We start from the raw sequence: 16,023 nt of genomic DNA, 5'->3' as shown, positions 1-16,023 counted from the left end.
CTGATGCGATGTTAACTGCTGATGCCACTTTTTTAAGCTTTTGGCAAGCCGTAAAGTGGTAGTTCACGCATATCTAATGGCGCTATATGGCTGCGTGTGGCAAGGAATTCCGGCCGAGGCGGCTGCCCGCAATAGGGCGCACTGAGCGGGTTGTCGATGCTATTGTAAACAAAGAACAGGTTTGACCGAGGCCATGGCGACATATTGCTGTTGGAGGCGTGAAGGGTATTGCATTCAAATAGTAGTAAGGAGCCTGGCGGGCCTTTAGGTGCTTGGATATTTCCGTTGTCCGCCAATCTTCTTAAGTCAATTTTATCGGGGACTCCGACACTTTGGGATTGCAGTGATTCACGCCAATTGTCTTTGGGTGTTAAATCAGTACAAGGAACAAAGTACTGATGAGAGCCGGGAATCAGCATTAGCGGGCCATTAAATTCATTGTTGTCAGTTAGCATTAATGAGGCTGATACAGCGCGCATTCTTGGCATGCCGTCTTCGCTGTGCCAGGTTTCAAAATCTGAGTGCCAGTCAAAACCGCGTCCTTGAAAGCCAAATTTGTCGTTAATTCGGGATTGGTGAATATATACGTCTCCACCGAGGAGCTGGCGCACCATTCCTAAAATTCGTGGGTCTTGGGTGAGCTTGCTGAATCTGTCGGACAAAGTGTGCATTGAAAAAACTGAGCGTAACTCGCCTGAATCGGGATTAATAATCACTTGGTCCGATTCCATTAACTCTCGGTCTTCGGCTATTTCTCGCAACTCGTCAAAAAAAGGTGCCATACGCTCTTGAGAGAAAAATCCATCGAACCAAAGGTAGCCATCGCGCTCGTATCGAGAAAGTGACTCTTCACTTAGCGGTCCATCCCAGCGCTGCTTGTAACGTGAGTGTACTACTGGATCTAGCCGGGGAAACATATCGAGTCGCTCCCCGCGGCGTGTTGGAAATTGGTCGTGCATAGGTCTCTCCCATTCTTGCGTTTCGAATATATTCCTTAGTATCTTCATTCTCCGTGCTGGAGTTGGCGTTAATACCACGACAGTGTTGAACGTCAGCGGTTCAATGATCCAAAATATTCATCATGATTTTTAAAGCGGATAAGGTGCTCTTAGCAATAAATTAAAATTGTCGTCTCTATATAGTTGAATTACCTGTGGTGGATATTTCAGCAGATCGCTGGAGAAAACTGGCTTCGAAAATGTTATCTGGCAAATAAATATATTCTGAAAAGTAAATTCGTCGAAAATTCATTAGGTCAATTTCCCCGCTGAAATTATTTTGCGAAGGCTGGATGATGTCGTATTTCTTCGGCACCGGCATTAGTCAGTGTGCTAGTTCGATTGGAATGACGCGCAAGGTGATATCTTAGCGACTCATGTCGGGTTAGCTTGCTTTACGCTCCCAGTAGCGAAGATTTGTGCATTCCTTGAGTAGATTTTCTACGTCTGCTGCGCCATTCGGTTTTACGCGGCCTTTGTCGGGCACTTTCGCTAAACCTGATACGGGCGAATTGAAGTTTTGAAATACTCGGTCTTCAGCTAGGATTGCAAAATTTGTGACTAGAATAATCCTGATAAATTCAATATTTATTAGTGAGCATGATTTATGTGTGTTGGCCTATCTATTTTTTAAAAAAGGAAATATCTCTGAACTATTAAAATATGCATTGGTCATTCTTAGTAACAAAAGCAAATTTGGAGAGTGACATGCAGGCAAATACAAACGTTGATGCACATAAAAAATATTTGCAATGGTTGCGGGATGCTCACGCCATGGAGGAGCAGTCCTTGAAAATATTTGAGGATCTTGATTCAAGGATAGAGAATTACCCAGATTTTCGAGTGCGTGTAAAAGAGTACATTTTTGCCACTCAAAATCAAAAAGATAAATTAGAAAATTCGCTGGAATTGAACGGCAGTAGCGCATCACTATTAAAAGATGTGGCGGCAAAAACGCTTGCATTTACTCAATCGGTTAGCGGTATGCCACTGGGTGATGAGGTAGTAAAGGCTGTGCTGAGTGCCTATACCTTTATTCACATGAAAATTGGCTCGTATAGTATTTTAGTTGCTGCGGCAAAAATGCTAAACGACAGTCAGACGTTGCTAATGTGTGAGCAAGCATTAACTGATGAAGTCGCCATGGCCCAGTGGCTAAAGGGAAATATGACTGCGATAAGTGAAGAGTATTTACTGCGCGTATTGAATGACGACGACAGAGCCGATAGGTAATTGATGGTTGTCGAAATTATCATTTAGGTAGGAGGATCTATGAGCGAACGTAATTATTTGGCAGGTAAAAAAGTAGCAATTTTGGCGGCCGATGGATTTGAACAAAGTGAATTGCAGGTCCCTAAAAATGCACTGTTGGCGGTTGGTGCAACGGTAGACATTGTATCGCTTCAGGAAGGGACAATACGAGGCTGGCGAAAAGGCGATTGGGGCGATGAGGTAGATGTCGATAAACTAGTGAGTGAGGTCGCGGCCGATGATTACAATGCATTGGTTTTACCAGGCGGGGTGATGAATCCTGACACCTTGCGCGAGAGCAATGACGCGCTTGCTTTTGTGAAGGGATTTTTTGGTGAAAACGAAGTAAAACCGGTCGCGGCTATTTGCCATGGAGCTTGGATGCTTGCCGAAGCTGATGTTCTTAAAGACCGCACTGTGACATCGTATTCCAGTATTAAAACGGATTTAATAAACGCTGGTGCGAACTGGATTGATAAAAGTGTTGTAGTCGATCACGGTTTAGTAACAAGTCGGGTGCCAGGTGACTTAGTTGAATTTAGTCAAAAATTAGTGGAAGAAATTGCTGAAGGTCGGCATGCGGCTTAAGACATTCTGGGTGGCCTTATTCGATCTTGTGGGCTTTTAAATAATCGAGCATTGCGAACGGCGAGTGTACAGCGACGTGTCAGTCACGCCGCTGTACAAGCCTGTTATCGTGCAATCGCGATGGCTACGCCTTGGCCGCCACCAATACACAGTGTCGCCAAGCCTTTCTTGGCGTCTCGGCGTTTCATTTCATGGAGCAGGGTAACCAGAACTCTTGCTCCAGAAGCACCAATCGGGTGACCTAGCGCGATTGCGCCGCCATTAACATTAATAATGCTGGTATCCCATCCTAGTTCGCAGTTTACCCCCAAGGATTGTGCTGAGAAGGCTTCGTTGGACTCCACGAGGTCCAGCTCGCTAATAGCCCAGCCCGCTTTGGCTAGGCATTTTTTTGATGCAGGCACGGGGCCAGTACCCATAATCGCGGGGTCGACACCAGCGCTAGCATAGCCAGCAATCGTCGCGAGCGGGGTGAGTCCGAGCTCCTTCGCTTTTTGCTCGCTCATGATCAGTAGCGCCGCAGCGCCATCATTAAGTCCCGAGGCATTGCCGGCAGTGACACTGCCATCTTTTTGAAATGCTGGACGCAGCTTGCTCAGCGATTCGGCGGTGGTGTCTTTGCGCGGGAATTCATCTGCTGTAAAGCGGATTGGGTCGCCACGGCGCTGGGGTATTTCGACGGCTACTATCTCATCGTCAAATTTATTGTTGGCGATGGCCTGTTGCGCTTTTTCTTGGGACGCGGCAGCAAACGCATCTTGTTGCTCGCGGCTAATAGTGTATTTTTTGGCGATATTTTCGGCGGTAACGCCCATATGGTAATCGTTAAAGGCGTCCCATAAACCGTCTTCGATCATGCTATCTTTTAAAACCCAGTTGCCCATTTTTTGGCCGTCGCGGGATTTCGGCAATACATGCGGCGATAGGCTCATATTCTCTTGGCCGCCGGCAATAATGATGTCGGCGTCGCCGCAGAGGATCGCTTGGGCGGCAAGGTGCACCGCCTTTAAGCCGCTGCCGCAGACTTTGTTAATGGTCATCGCAGGACAGGTTTCTGGAAGGCCTGCGGCGATAACGGCTTGTCTTGCGGGATTTTGGCCCGCCCCGGCAGTGAGCACTTGACCTAAAATTACTTCGTCAATTTGCGTGGCGCTAATACCGGCGCGACTGATTAATGCTTTAATCACTGTGGCGCCGAGAATGTGGGCGGGCACGGCTGACAAAGCGCCATTGAAATTGCCTATTGCAGTGCGAGCTGCGTCAACAATGACGACTTTACGTTCAGGGGCTGCAATCATATTGCGTCTCCGGTGTTGAGTGACTAATGATAGTAATGTGATCAGGCTTAAAATGTCATTTCAGGTACAACGTCAGGTACAACCAGCTCACCCTCGGTGAGCCTGATGATATCCTCGACACTAACGCCGGGCGCACGTTCTTTTAGCCAAAACTTATTATCGGCAATTTCGATGTAGGCTAAATCGGTGACTACTTTCTTTATGCAGCCCGCGCCGGTGAGAGGTAGGCTGCATTTGGTTAACAGCTTAGATTCGCCATGTTTACTAGCATGGGTCATGGTAACAATAATATTGTCGGCACCGGCGACAAGGTCCATTGCACCGCCCATACCTTTAATCAGCTTGCCCGGAATCATCCAGCTGGCGATGTTGCCCGAAACATCCACCTCGAATGCGCCCAATACGGTTAAATCGACATGGCCACCACGAATCATGGCAAAGGATTCCGCTGACGAGAAAATCGATGCGCCTTTAGCTGCGGTAACGGTTTGTTTGCCCGCGTTAATCATATCGGCGTCGATTTCATCTTCTGTTGGAAATGGCCCCATACCGAGCAAACCATTTTCCGACTGCAGCATTACTTCAATCCCCTCGGGTACGTAGTTCGCAACCAAGGTTGGGATGCCAATGCCTAAATTCACGTAATATCCGTCTTGTAGTTCACGCGCCACACGTTGCGCCAGTTGTTCACGAGTTAGTGCCATGGTGATTCTCCTTATGCGCTGCGTACGGTGCGTTGTTCAATGCGTTTTTCGAAACTGCCTAGAATGAGGCGGTCTACATATATGCCCGGAGTGTGGATATGGGCTGGGTCTAGGGAGCCTAATTCGACGATCTCTTCCACTTCAACAACGGTGATTTTGCCCGCCGTAGCGGCCATTGGGTTGAAGTTTTGCGCGGTGTGGCGAAAAACTAAGTTACCGTAGCAGTCTGCTTTCCACGCTTTGATTATCGCAAAGTCGCCAGTAACCGCCTCTTCAAGAATATAGTTGCGGCCATTAAATTCGCGCACCTCTTTGCCCTCGCCAATGGGCGTGCCATAGCCGGTAGCGGTGTAAAAGGCGGGAATGCCAGCACCACCGGCCCGCATTTTTTCGGCCAGAGTGCCTTGCGGTGTTAGCTCAACTTCGAGTTCGCCCGCTAATAGCTGTTGCTCAAAAAGTTTGTTCTCGCCCACGTATGACGACACCATTTTTTTGATTTGCTTGTCTTCGAGCAGAATGCCTAAGCCAAAGCCATCTACCCCACAGTTATTAGAGACAATCGTGAGGTCGCGGCAGCCTTTACGCTTGATCTCGCTAATTAGGTTCTCTGGGATGCCACAAAGACCAAAACCGCCGGCGATGATGGTCATACCGTCTTCTAGACCAGCCATGGCCTCGCTATAACTACCCACTATTTTATTAAAACCAGCCATTGCTGCGCGCTCCTAGATTAATGGGGGGATTCCTGGGTCCCGGGCTTCTGGAAACAGAATTACGATGAAGGGCGTACCTCTCTATACCTTGCTAACAGTGACCTGTCTGTATATATTTATCAAATGGATATATTTTATCGATTAATAGATTTTATGGATAAATAAGAGGGTGTTGTCATTAACGTCACGCTAAAGCAGGTTCGCGCCTTTGTGGCGGTAGTGCAATCACGCAGTTTTGCGGAAGCGGCCATTGCTCTTCATTTGTCGCAACCCGCTTTGAGCAGCGCAATACAGGTGCTGGAGGCCACAATTGGCGGTCAATTGCTGGTGCGTACTACGCGGACGTTCGCGCTAACGCCTGAGGGCGAGGGATTTTACCCCGTAGCACTGCGCCTACTGGCTGATTGGGATGGGGCTTTAAATGATTTACATAAACGCTTTGTCCTTCGCGAGGGCAAGATCAGTATTGCCGCTATGCCGTCTTTTGCGAGCAACCAATTACCCATTGCTATGCGCAATTTCAAAAATAATTACCCGGAAGTTCAAATAACCTTAAACGACGTTATTGCGGAAGAGGTTGTGGCCATGGTTCGCAGCGGGAGGGTTGAGCTAGGGATCAGTTTTGAACCCAGCGACGGCAAGCGCCAGGGTAATGAAGACCTCATATTTACGCCGCTATTTGAAGACTGCTTTGTGGCGGTGCTCCCCCCGGAACACGTTTTATTGAAACAGCAAACACTTAAGGCCGAACAATTGCTCGAGTCAGACTTTATCAGCCTACAAGCACCGTCGGTTGTCCGTAAGGTGATATTTAGAGAACTCGCCAGTTACGGCTTGGTTGTCTCGCCCACTTACGAAACCCATCAGCTGGCCACCATTGGGCGCATGGTGGCGAATGGGCTCGGAGTGAGCGTAGTGCCGTCACTGTGCCAAGAGCAAATGCGTGAACTTGGCGCGCATTGTAGGCCATTGTTAAAGCCAATTATTCGCCAGCAAGTCGGATTGATTACTCATCGCAGCTACCCCTTGTCGGCGGCATGTCAGGCAATGGCGAACACGCTTCAAGAAACCTTTGCAGCTGGTTTTGCAAAATAAATTGTTTTGGGTAATTTCTCTGACGGTTATTGCTTTGCTATTTTTGGCATTACAGTATTTTTCTTAACGTTTTCCTAGGATTCCTTATTCGACTGCTTTGCTAAACAGTGTTATGCCAAAGAGTGAATGCAGGGCGGCGCAAGATTATTTGTCGGCCGCTAAGGCCCGCAAAACTGGAGTGTTCAAATAGCACGTTAGCGGCTTTGTCTCGTCTTTTATTTATATACCGCGATTAATCCGGCTAAGTGTGGTACATTACTTCTCTTGTTGTTCTTTCTGCGTTTTATCAGCGTGGCATCAATCGCGCGATTTCTACCACCGCCACCTCCATATTGAGCTCTGCGGTTCTCAAGATTTAAATTTTCTATTTTCGCTCTGTAAAGCTACATCCTATATTGCCCGCACATTCTAGCGCTATGCTGGCGAATTTTTCTATTTTCTTGATATCAGTAATGATCATCAAGCGCCACCTATTGGAGTGTTATGACTACGGGCAATACTGAATTTAAAGAGCAGCAACCCAGCATACTTTCTTTTGTAAAAGACCTGCCGAATATTTGTTCACTGGCTGGGTTGGCCTGCACGGTTCTGGCCATTTACTTTAGTATTTTAGGTGTTTTCTACGCGGCAATGATTGGCATGATCTGGGCTGTCGCCTTTGACTGGGCCGACGGTTTAGTCGCGCGACGAATGAAAGGCCGCACCGGCAGCGACCGCACTTTTGGCGGCCAGCTCGATCTGTTAATCGACATTGTGAGCTATGGCGTTACACCTGCAGTGCTGCTGTTGAGCTTTGGCGGCTTTGCGCCGATCTTTCTGGCCGGTGCTTTTATTATGCTCGCCGCGAGCGCAATACGGTTGAGTTATTTCAGTACCTTCGGCCTTTCTGGTGAGGCGAAATACACAGGGCTGGCCCTCGATAACAACAATATTATTTTGGTATTTATATTTTTGTTTGAAAGTTTTTTAAGTCAGGGTGTGTTCGCAATCGTGCTTTATATCAGCGGTGTGGGGCTTGCGGTGCTGAATGTGTCGCAAATTAAGACGCCTAAGCTCTCTGGTAACCCGGCTAATGTTTATCGCCTTGCGGTGTATACGCTGGCAATTACCGGCATCTATGCTTGGAAACTTTTGTAAGCGGAACCGCAAAAAGAGATTGAGCACAACATTAGAAAACACGAATGTAAACGAGGAGTGAAATAGGATAATGGTTGTATACACTGTAGGTACGTTTGATTTATTGCACGTAGGGCATCTTGCCTTGTTAGAATACTGTAAAACCTTGGGCGATGTTGTGGCGGTTGGCGTTGCCTCTGATCGAGTGGTGAACTCTTATAAGCCTAATACACCGGTTATTCCCCTCGATCAAAGACTCGAAATGTTAAAGGCCTTGCGCTGCGTTGATATTGTTCAGCCCTACCACGAGTTAGAATATGTTTCTGGCTGCAAAGCGGTAGATGCCGATATTTTTGTGGTGGGTGAAGACTGGGGCAAGAAACGCCACAATCTTGAAGTGGAAGCCTACTTAAAAAGCCAGGGCAAACAAATTATTCAGGTGCTTTACAATCCGCGCACCTCGTCTAGCAGAATTAAAAAGCACACCATCGCGCAAACGGATAAAAATAATTATCTTGAACAGATTGTTGCTTAGAAATAAAGCCTGAAGTAGCCGAGAACGTAATCTGTAGGTCTGAGGCGGCTACTGCCCTTCCAAATTAATCTTCCTAGATAAAAGCACTGTCGTCGATAAATCCTCGCTCATGCAGTTGCTTTAGAATAAGACTACATTTCTGTTTAAACATGTCTCTGAGCAGTCGCACTGCGGGGGTGATCGATTGCCTGCTGGGGCAAATTAGCCACAATTCGGTAGGTCGTGGTTTAAACTTGGGCATAATATTAACCACTTTACCTGACAGCAAATCTGCGGACATATCCAGGCAGGATTTAACGGCCAAACCTTTACCTGCAGTACACCAGCGTCTGACCAAATCGCCGTCATTCGATGCGTGTCTACCGTTCATTTTAATTTTGTATTCTATTCCGCTGTGCGAGAAGGCCCACGTATCGTGAATGATGTCGTGAAGCTGATAAAACAGACCATTGTGTGACGCTAACTCATGAGGGTGTTGTGGGCTGCCATGTTGCGCGAGATACCCTGGCGTGGCGCAAAGAAGGCTGGGGACATTGCAGATTTTAAAACCGTAAAGATTTGCATCCGAAGGTGAGCCATAGCGCAGGGCAATGTCGACTGAGTCGCGATAAAAGTCGATATTGCTGTCACTAATATTCGTTTTTAAGCTTACCTTTGGGTGGGCATCCATAAACTCACCGAGCCAGAGAATCGCAAAATTTCGCCCTAAATCAGACGACAATGCAATGCGCAGTTCGCCATCAACCGTGTCGAGGCCATCCTTCATATTGTGCTTGGCTTGCGCCAGCATTGTCAGGGCCTGTTCGCACTGGGGAATATAGCGCTCGCCAGCGTTAGACAGCCGCAGCTGGCGTGTGGTACGCACAAACAACTCGGCGCCGAGCGCCTTTTCTGCACGTTTAAGCGCCGCACTTGCGGTCGCCGTGCGCATATTCAAACTCGTCGCAGCCGCTGTGATACTGCGGAACTCTGCGACTTTGAGTACGACTTGAAGATCTTCTAATAACATATTGTCTAATAATATTTGATAATGATTATTTGATTATGCTGTTTATACTAGATAACGCAAGCTCTACACTGCATGGCAATTACTGACCACAAGGACTAACCCCATGAAAGCAATTGGTTATAAAAAATCGCTGCCCATTAACGAAGCTGAGTCACTGACTGATATTGAGCTGCCGCAGCCCACTGCCTCTGGGCGAGATGTGCTTGTGAAGGTCAACGCGATTGCGGTAAACCCCGTCGATTTCAAAATCCGCCAAAAGGCCATAAACGAGGACGGTAGCTACAAAGTGATTGGCTGGGATGCTGCTGGTGAAGTGGTTGCCGTAGGTGAGGCGGTGACGACGTTTAAGCCTGGCGATGTGGTTTACTACGCTGGTGACCTCACGCGCCAGGGTAGCAATGCCGAGTATCAGCTCGTTGATGAGCGCATTGTCGGCAGCAAGCCTAAGAGCTTATCTTTTGCTGAGGCCGCCGCACTTCCCTTGACCACAATTACCGCGTGGGAGCTGTTGTTTGAGCATTTGGCGGTAAGGCAGCAGAGTGCAGATTCAACGGCGCAATCCGATGAGGTCATTTTGGTGGTGGGCGCAGCCGGTGGCGTTGGCTCTATTTTAATTCAGCTCGCCAAAGCGATTACCGGAGCCACTGTTATTGCCACGGCGTCGCGGGCAGACAGCCAGGCTTGGGTGAAGTCGCTCGGCGCTGACCATGTTGTCGATCACACTAAGCCATTGTTGCCGCAAATAGAGACCTTAGGGATCAAGCAGGTAAGCCATATTGCAAGTTTGAACGGTACCGGAAGTTACTTCGACGACTATCCAGCTGTGCTGGCGACCTTTGGTAAAATCGCCATGATTGACGACCCCGCGACGCCATTAGACGTAATGAAGCTAAAAACCAAAAGCCAGTCCCTGCATATCGAGTTTATGTTTGCCCGCTCTATGTACCAAGCGGCAGATATGGATGAGCAGAGCAAGCTGCTGACGCGCGTAGCTGACCTCGTTGATCAAGGCTATGTCAAAACCACCAGCGGTAAAAACCTTGGCCTTATCAATGCCAACAATCTGAAGCGTGCCCATGCAGAACTAGAGTCCGGCACCGCTATTGGTAAAATTGTCTTGGAGGGCTTTTAGCATATAGGCGGATTGGCGCGGCATGCACTATTTGGCCGCGCTTTAATTCGGGGCGTTCGGTACCCACCTGAAATGATTGAATAGAGGCCAAGACCGCGGAGTCTTAGGTCTCTATAATTGAATCGAGATTACCCGGCCTGAATTCCAATGAGCACTTTTCATGTCTGCCTTTATCCAGTCGCTGTCATTTTCGTTTTCGATAACGGGGCCTATTTTTGTCGTATTGGCCTTGGGCGCCTACCTTAATCGTATTCACTTGATTAATGACAACTTCGTCGAGGTTGGCACCAAGCTGGTGTTTAATATTACCCTGCCGGCTTTGCTGTTTTTAAGTATTAGTCAGACCAGTATTAGCCACTCGGCCAATGTGTCGCTGGTGGTCTTCGGTTTAATTGCCACATTGTTGGTGTATTTCTTATTGGAGTTAATGGCGCGATTCCTAGTGGCTGCGCGGGAAGATCGCGGTGTGGTGGTGCAGGGTGGATTTCGCTCGAACCTGGCGATTATCGGGCTGGCCTATTGCGTGAATGCCTATGGCGACCGTGGTTTGATCACGGCTTCTTTGTACTTGGGTTTGGTGACGATTTTATACAATATCTTGGCGGTCATTACCCTGAGTCGCTCCTTGAATCGCGACGGTGGCCTGACGGCGACGTTCCGAGGAATTGTGCGTAACCCGCTCATTGTTAGTATTGTTGCGGCCTTGCTGTTTGCCGCCTTAGATTGGCGTCTACCGGCCTTGGTTCAGCACAGCGGTGAGTACTTTGCACAACTGACTCTACCATTGGCACTGCTGTGCACCGGTGCGAGCTTGAACTTTAAAGCCTTGCGGGCCGACTACCGGGGTGCGCTTATCAGCACCGTGTGTAAATTATTACTGGTGCCTATGCTGCTTATTACTGCCGGTATTGCGCTGGGTTTTCGGGGTGTCGAGCTGGGGGTGTTGGCCTTGATGTCGTCGGCGCCGACCGCGGCGGCCAGCTATGTGATGGTGCGGGCAATGGGTGGCAATGCGACTTTGGCGGCCAATATTATTGTATTGACGACGCTGGGCTCGCTGCTCACCACCAGCTTAATTATGTTCTTGTTACGAAGTTTTGGCTTGGTGTAACTAGGACGGGGGTGGGAGGGAACGCGCGGTTAGGCGCGTTCTAATTCCTGCTCTACCCAGGCAAATACTTGGTCGTATTTTTGTGGCAGCAAGGTGTGGAGTTCGCGCAAGGCGTTCTGTACAACACCTTTTTGCGGATGATTTAAATTGATATGGCCGAGCTTGCGGCCCGGGCGCACGTCTTTGCCGTACCAGTAACACTGGGTGGTTGGGATTTTAAGCCAGTCAATATTGCGCTCTACGCCAATCACATTAATCATCACGCTCTGGCCGCGGACATCTGGCGCCTTGAGCGGCAAACCACTCACCGCCCGTAAATGCATCTCAAATTGGCTGACGCAGGCGCCAGCTTGAGTCCAGTGGCCACTGTTGTGAACCCGTGGTGCGAGTTCATTGACCATTAGCGCGTTACCCACTCTAAAGCACTCCATGGCCATCACGCCGACATAGTCGGTGCTGTCCATGATCTTGCCGAGCATCGCTTCTGCTTGCGGCTGCAGGTGAGTCACTCGGCTTAAGGGCGAAATCGACGCCATTAAAATACCGTTTACGTGCAGATTCAGCGTGAGCGGATAAAAGACTTTGTTACCGTCTTTGTCTCTGGCGCCAACAAGGGATAACTCTTCATCAAAAGGGATTTTTTGTTCGGCAATGCCGGTGCCCAGCCAATCGGCGGGAATCGCGCCGCCTTCGGCTTGGTGCAGCCAGTGTTGGCCCTTGCCGTCGTAGCCACCTTCGCGGCGCTTCAGCAGCACGTGGGGGCCGAGTTCAGTGTGCAAGTCTTGAGCTTGGCTGTCAGCATTGACTACTCGCCATGGGGCGGTGCTGATGGCTAAGTTGTCGAGCATGGTTTTTTGGTGAAAACGGTCCGCGATGCGGCCAAAAATATCGGCGTTAATAAAACCGGCTTGGCTGCTTAAGTGGCGAGTCACAGGGGTGCCTGGCCACTGTTCGCGCTCAACGGTAACGATGTCGTCGGCAGCTATACTTGGTAAGTGCTCACTATCAGGCTCCACAGGCTCAACTTCGAGCGCTAATGGGTAAGCTGCCTGCTTTAGCATGGCGCCCAATTGACCGGCGCCGAGTACCCAAACCGTTGGCATTAGACTTCCCTCGGGTCCGGATTATCGAGTACATCCTGAGTCTGTTTGGCGCGGAACGCCTCAAGCTTGGCAGCGAGGGCGGCGTCAGTCAGGGCCAGAATTTGGCAGGCCAATAGGCCGGCGTTAAACGCGCCGGCACTGCCAATAGCCAGCGTGCCGACGGCAATGCCTTTTGGCATTTGCGCAATAGAGAGTAAGCTGTCTACGCCACTGAGTGCGCGGCTTTGAACTGGCACGCCGAGTACTGGCAGCCTGGTTTTGGCAGCAACCATACCGGGCAAGTGGGCTGCGCCGCCAGCGCCAGCGATAATAACCTCGAAGCCACGAGCAATTGCCTGATCAGCAAATTCCATCAGTTTATCGGGGGTGCGGTGGGCAGAAACCACTTCAACGTGGTGCTCAACGCCGAGTTCGCTCATGATCTCGGTGGCTGGGCGCATGGTCTCCCAGTCACTTTTTGACCCCATTATCAGGGCAACTTTTGCGGTCATTGCTTGGCTCTCTTCGCGTGAAAGCCGCGTATTATACGGGAATTATTGCCAGAGACCGAACTTCTGTGCAAATCGAGGCGAAAGTCGATTAACAATATCGCCGTGGCCTTATTCTGATTTTAAACTGCAGTCCTAAGTTGTTGTAATTTCTATAGAAATAAGAAACGTCGCGATATGCCGTGAAGTGTGTCGGTGGCATACATAATCAGGCAAACTTTTGCACCTTCGTGGCAATATGGCTTATGGTCTGCTGTTCTCATTGCTACGTAGAGTGATCGCAGGGCAATTTTGTAACAAAAGCCCCTTAACCGAGCCTAATAAAACCCGTAGCCCAATACAGGACCACCATGCACGATACCTTGGCATTATTGGAAGTGACCGACTTCCCCGCAATATCCCGTAAGCCTCTCGACACCTTACAGGTGAATCTTGGCTATAAGTGCAACCAGCGTTGCCTGCACTGTCATGTGAACGCAGGGCCAACCCGCACCGAAATGATGGCGGCTGACGGCATTGCCATGATCCCCCAAGTATTAAAAGCGCGGCAAATTCAAACCCTAGACTTGACCGGCGGCGCGCCGGAGCTGCACGAGCAGTTTCGGGAATTGGTCTCTGCGGCGACGGCGCTAGGGGTGAAGGTGATTGACCGCTGTAATCTCACTATATTATTTGAGCCGGGCCAAGAGGGCTTGGCCGAATTTTTGGCGGAAAATAAAGTCGAGGTGGTTGCCTCCCTGCCATGCTATTCACTAGAGAACGTGGATGCCCAGCGCGGCGACGGTGTGTTCGACAAGAGTATTGCTGGCTTGCAGTTGCTTAATTCATTGGGCTACGGCAAGGCCGGCTCTGGTTTAACGCTGAACTTGGTTTACAACCCGCAGGGGCCAACGCTGCCGCCGAATCAGCAGGTGCTTGAAGCGGATTATCGCCGCGAGTTAATGGCGCACTTTGGTATAGAGTTTAATCACTTGTTTGCACTGGCCAATATGCCAATAAAGCGTTTTGGCTCTACCTTAGTTTCTAAAGGGCAGTTCGCACCCTATATGGAATTGCTGAAAAACAACTACAGCGCCGCTAATTTGGAATCCGTGATGTGTCGCAATTTAGTGAGTGTGGATTGGCTGGGGAATTTATATGACTGTGATTTTAATCAGCAATTAGCACTGGGCTTGCCCAATAAAACCGTAAGTCATTTGCGCGATTTATTGCAGAACAGTCTAGACGGCGATGAAATTGCGATAGCCGACCACTGCTTTGGCTGTACGGCTGGGCAGGGTAGTAGTTGCGGTGGTGCATTGTAGTCAGGCTATTGTGAGTTAGTTGTAAAAAACCTAGTTAACAATAAAAAGGAGCGAACATGGAATTGAAAACTAAAGTTTTAGTGGCGGTATATTTACTAACGGGCTTTGTGGCGCTACTGATGACCTGGGTCCATGTGCCCGCTTATTTAGGCAATGGCTTTGCCGATGCGAATATTCAGTTTTGGAAGGACGCACTCTTTAATGCGAACCCCGCCGGTAAGTTTTTAACGATAGATGTTTTGTTTTTAGCGTTTGCCTGCAATGTGTGGATATTTATCGAAGCGCGGCGTATCGGTGTTAAATATGTTTATGTTTACGTTATCGCGGGGATCGTAATTGCGATTAGCGTTGCATTTCCTTTGTTTCTGGCCGCAAGAGAACTGCGGGTGGCCGCGACGGACAAAGGCTTTACCGGCTATAAAATTAAGGTGGTTGATGTGATCACTTTACTCGCATTATTTTTGATCAGCCTATTCGCCGCGTTCGCGATACTGTAACGGCTTTGTTTGTTTAATTGGGAGACGTCATGCACGACCTCGTACAAGATTATTACGGCAAACAACTGCAAAGCTCGGCAGATTTAAAAACCACCGCCTGCTGCGATTTCACTGCGATGCCGGAGTGGCTAAAGCCACTGCTGAGCAATATTCATGGCGAGGTCTTGTCGCGCTACTACGGCTGCGGCTTGGTTTGTCCCCCGCTGTTAGAGGGCTGTCGCGTGCTGGATTTGGGCTGCGGCAGCGGTCGCGACGTCTATGCCCTAGCGCAAATGGTCGGTGCAAGTGGTGAAGTCGTCGGGGTTGATATGACCGACGAACAGCTCGCGATTGCCGAGGAGTATAAAGACTACCATGCTGAAAAATTTGGTTTTCAAAATGTGCGCTTTTTAAAAGGATTTATAGAAAAGCTAGATGAATTGGATTTGGAAACCGGTAGTTTTGACGTGGTGGTGTCTAACTGTGTTATTAATTTATCGCCAGACAAAGATGCCGTGCTGCGCAGCGTCAAGCGCTTACTCAAGCCCGGCGGCGAGTTTTACTTCTCAGATGTATACGCAGATAGGCGCATACCTGAATCGGTCAAAAATGACCCGGTTTTGTATGGCGAGTGCTTGGGTGGGGCGCTGTACTGGAATGATTTTATCCAACTGGCTAAACGCCAAGGCTTTATCGACTCCCGTTTAGTGGAAGATCGCCCTTTGGAAATAACCGATCCGATACTTGCTGAACGCTGCGGAAACATAAAGTTTTATTCGGCAACGTACCGCTTGTTTAATTTAGATGCTTTAGAGAGTGATTGTGAGGACTACGGCCAAGCGGTCATTTACCGAGGCAGTATAGAAAATAGCCCGCACCGCTTTGTGTTGGATAAACACCACGATATTCAGGCTGGGAAAATATTCCCCGTCTGTGGAAATACCTGGCGTATGCTGCACGACAGTCGCTTTGCCGGACACTTTGATTTTATCGGCGATTTCAACAAACACTTTGGCATTTTCGAAGGCTGCGGAGTAGGTCTGCCCTTTGATAGCACTCTGTTTGGCGCCGATGGTGCGCCCTGCTGCTAATCGTTAACGCT

At 49.1% G+C, this 16,023-nt stretch carries 17 protein-coding genes; 10 read left to right on the top strand and 7 right to left on the bottom strand.

The genetic code is table 11. The annotated features are described in order from the left end of the window. Positions 1-32: 32 nt before the first annotated feature. Positions 33-959: an ectoine hydroxylase gene (gene thpD / locus AZF00_RS16385; protein WP_197465674.1), complete on the bottom strand. Its 927-nt coding sequence runs from the start codon at positions 957-959 to the stop codon at positions 33-35. A gap of 747 nt (positions 960-1,706) precedes the next feature. Between thpD and AZF00_RS16375 the strand changes: the two genes are divergently transcribed. Beyond that, entirely contained in the window at positions 1,707-2,231 is a 525-nt protein-coding gene (locus AZF00_RS16375; RefSeq protein WP_040803999.1) for a YciE/YciF ferroxidase family protein, read from the top strand. 39 nt (positions 2,232-2,270) lie between these two features. After that, on the top strand, positions 2,271-2,837 hold the full coding sequence (locus AZF00_RS16370) for a type 1 glutamine amidotransferase domain-containing protein (protein ID WP_008252243.1): 567 nt from the start codon (positions 2,271-2,273) through the stop codon (positions 2,835-2,837). 104 nt (positions 2,838-2,941) lie between these two features. Here the strand turns inward: AZF00_RS16370 and AZF00_RS16365 are convergent, their stop codons facing one another. Genes AZF00_RS16365 through AZF00_RS16355 form a run of 3 tightly spaced genes read right to left on the bottom strand, consistent with a single transcriptional unit; the run spans position 2,942 to position 5,552 of the window. Next, complete coding sequence (locus AZF00_RS16365) at positions 2,942-4,135, bottom strand: acetyl-CoA C-acetyltransferase (RefSeq protein ID WP_062384220.1); 1,194 nt, start codon at positions 4,133-4,135, stop codon at positions 2,942-2,944. 47 nt (positions 4,136-4,182) lie between these two features. After that, entirely contained in the window at positions 4,183-4,839 is a 657-nt protein-coding gene (locus tag AZF00_RS16360) for a CoA transferase subunit B (protein WP_008252239.1), read from the bottom strand. Positions 4,840-4,850: 11 nt separating this feature from the next. Further along, a complete protein-coding gene (locus AZF00_RS16355; protein WP_008252237.1) occupies positions 4,851-5,552 on the bottom strand; it encodes a CoA transferase subunit A in 702 nt (233 codons plus the stop codon). A 210-nt stretch (positions 5,553-5,762) separates the two neighbouring features. Here AZF00_RS16355 and AZF00_RS16350 point away from each other — a divergent pair, with 210 nt between their 5' ends. The 3 genes from AZF00_RS16350 to AZF00_RS16340 all read left to right on the top strand — a co-directional run bounded on the left by AZF00_RS16350 (position 5,763) and on the right by AZF00_RS16340 (position 8,298). Next, entirely contained in the window at positions 5,763-6,647 is an 885-nt protein-coding gene (locus AZF00_RS16350) for a LysR family transcriptional regulator (protein ID WP_008252235.1), read from the top strand. Between the two features lie 483 nt (positions 6,648-7,130). Continuing rightward, on the top strand, positions 7,131-7,784 hold the full coding sequence (locus AZF00_RS16345; RefSeq protein WP_062384215.1) for a CDP-alcohol phosphatidyltransferase family protein: 654 nt from the start codon (positions 7,131-7,133) through the stop codon (positions 7,782-7,784). 70 nt (positions 7,785-7,854) lie between these two features. Then, on the top strand, positions 7,855-8,298 hold the full coding sequence (locus AZF00_RS16340) for an FAD synthase family protein (RefSeq protein ID WP_008252231.1): 444 nt from the start codon (positions 7,855-7,857) through the stop codon (positions 8,296-8,298). A gap of 73 nt (positions 8,299-8,371) precedes the next feature. Here the strand turns inward: AZF00_RS16340 and AZF00_RS16335 are convergent, their stop codons facing one another. Beyond that, complete coding sequence (locus tag AZF00_RS16335) at positions 8,372-9,307, bottom strand: LysR family transcriptional regulator (RefSeq protein ID WP_008252229.1); 936 nt, start codon at positions 9,305-9,307, stop codon at positions 8,372-8,374. Between the two features lie 103 nt (positions 9,308-9,410). On the opposite strand from AZF00_RS16335, the gene AZF00_RS16330 reads away from it, so the two are divergent. Further along, a complete protein-coding gene (locus AZF00_RS16330) occupies positions 9,411-10,439 on the top strand; it encodes a zinc-binding alcohol dehydrogenase family protein (protein ID WP_008252226.1) in 1,029 nt (342 codons plus the stop codon). A 160-nt stretch (positions 10,440-10,599) separates the two neighbouring features. Beyond that, positions 10,600-11,550 (top strand): AEC family transporter, encoded by a 951-nt coding sequence (locus AZF00_RS16325; RefSeq protein WP_008252224.1) that lies wholly within the window; start codon positions 10,600-10,602, stop codon positions 11,548-11,550. A gap of 29 nt (positions 11,551-11,579) precedes the next feature. Here AZF00_RS16325 and purK read toward each other — a convergent pair whose 3' ends face one another. Together purK and purE are read right to left on the bottom strand one after the other, a co-directional pair. Beyond that, positions 11,580-12,653, bottom strand: a complete 1,074-nt coding sequence (gene purK, locus AZF00_RS16320; protein ID WP_062384213.1) for a 5-(carboxyamino)imidazole ribonucleotide synthase — start codon at positions 12,651-12,653, stop codon at positions 11,580-11,582. Next, the gene (gene purE, locus AZF00_RS16315; protein WP_008252220.1) at positions 12,653-13,144 is read right to left on the bottom strand and encodes a 5-(carboxyamino)imidazole ribonucleotide mutase; all 492 of its coding nucleotides are present in this window, start codon (positions 13,142-13,144) and stop codon (positions 12,653-12,655) included. Before purE ends, purK begins: the two co-directional genes overlap by 1 nt. Positions 13,145-13,491: 347 nt before the next feature. On the opposite strand from purE, the gene arsS reads away from it, so the two are divergent. From arsS to AZF00_RS16300, 3 genes are read left to right on the top strand one after another with little or no spacing between them, the layout of a single operon-like run. Next, positions 13,492-14,445 carry an arsenosugar biosynthesis radical SAM (seleno)protein ArsS gene (gene arsS / locus AZF00_RS16310; RefSeq protein WP_008252219.1) on the top strand — a complete coding sequence of 318 codons (954 nt, stop codon included), beginning with the start codon at positions 13,492-13,494 and terminating at the stop codon, positions 14,443-14,445. A gap of 56 nt (positions 14,446-14,501) precedes the next feature. Beyond that, on the top strand, positions 14,502-14,942 hold the full coding sequence (locus AZF00_RS16305; protein ID WP_008252218.1) for a DUF2834 domain-containing protein: 441 nt from the start codon (positions 14,502-14,504) through the stop codon (positions 14,940-14,942). 29 nt (positions 14,943-14,971) lie between these two features. Beyond that, a complete protein-coding gene (locus AZF00_RS16300; protein ID WP_008252217.1) occupies positions 14,972-16,012 on the top strand; it encodes a methyltransferase domain-containing protein in 1,041 nt (346 codons plus the stop codon). The last annotated feature ends 11 nt before the right edge of the window (positions 16,013-16,023 follow it).

Source organism: Zhongshania aliphaticivorans, assembly GCF_001586255.1.
Taxonomy (GTDB): domain Bacteria; phylum Pseudomonadota; class Gammaproteobacteria; order Pseudomonadales; family Spongiibacteraceae; genus Spongiibacter; species Spongiibacter aliphaticivorans.
The sequence above is the reverse complement of the archived record's forward strand: the minus strand, read 5'-3'. Positions and strand labels throughout refer to the sequence as shown.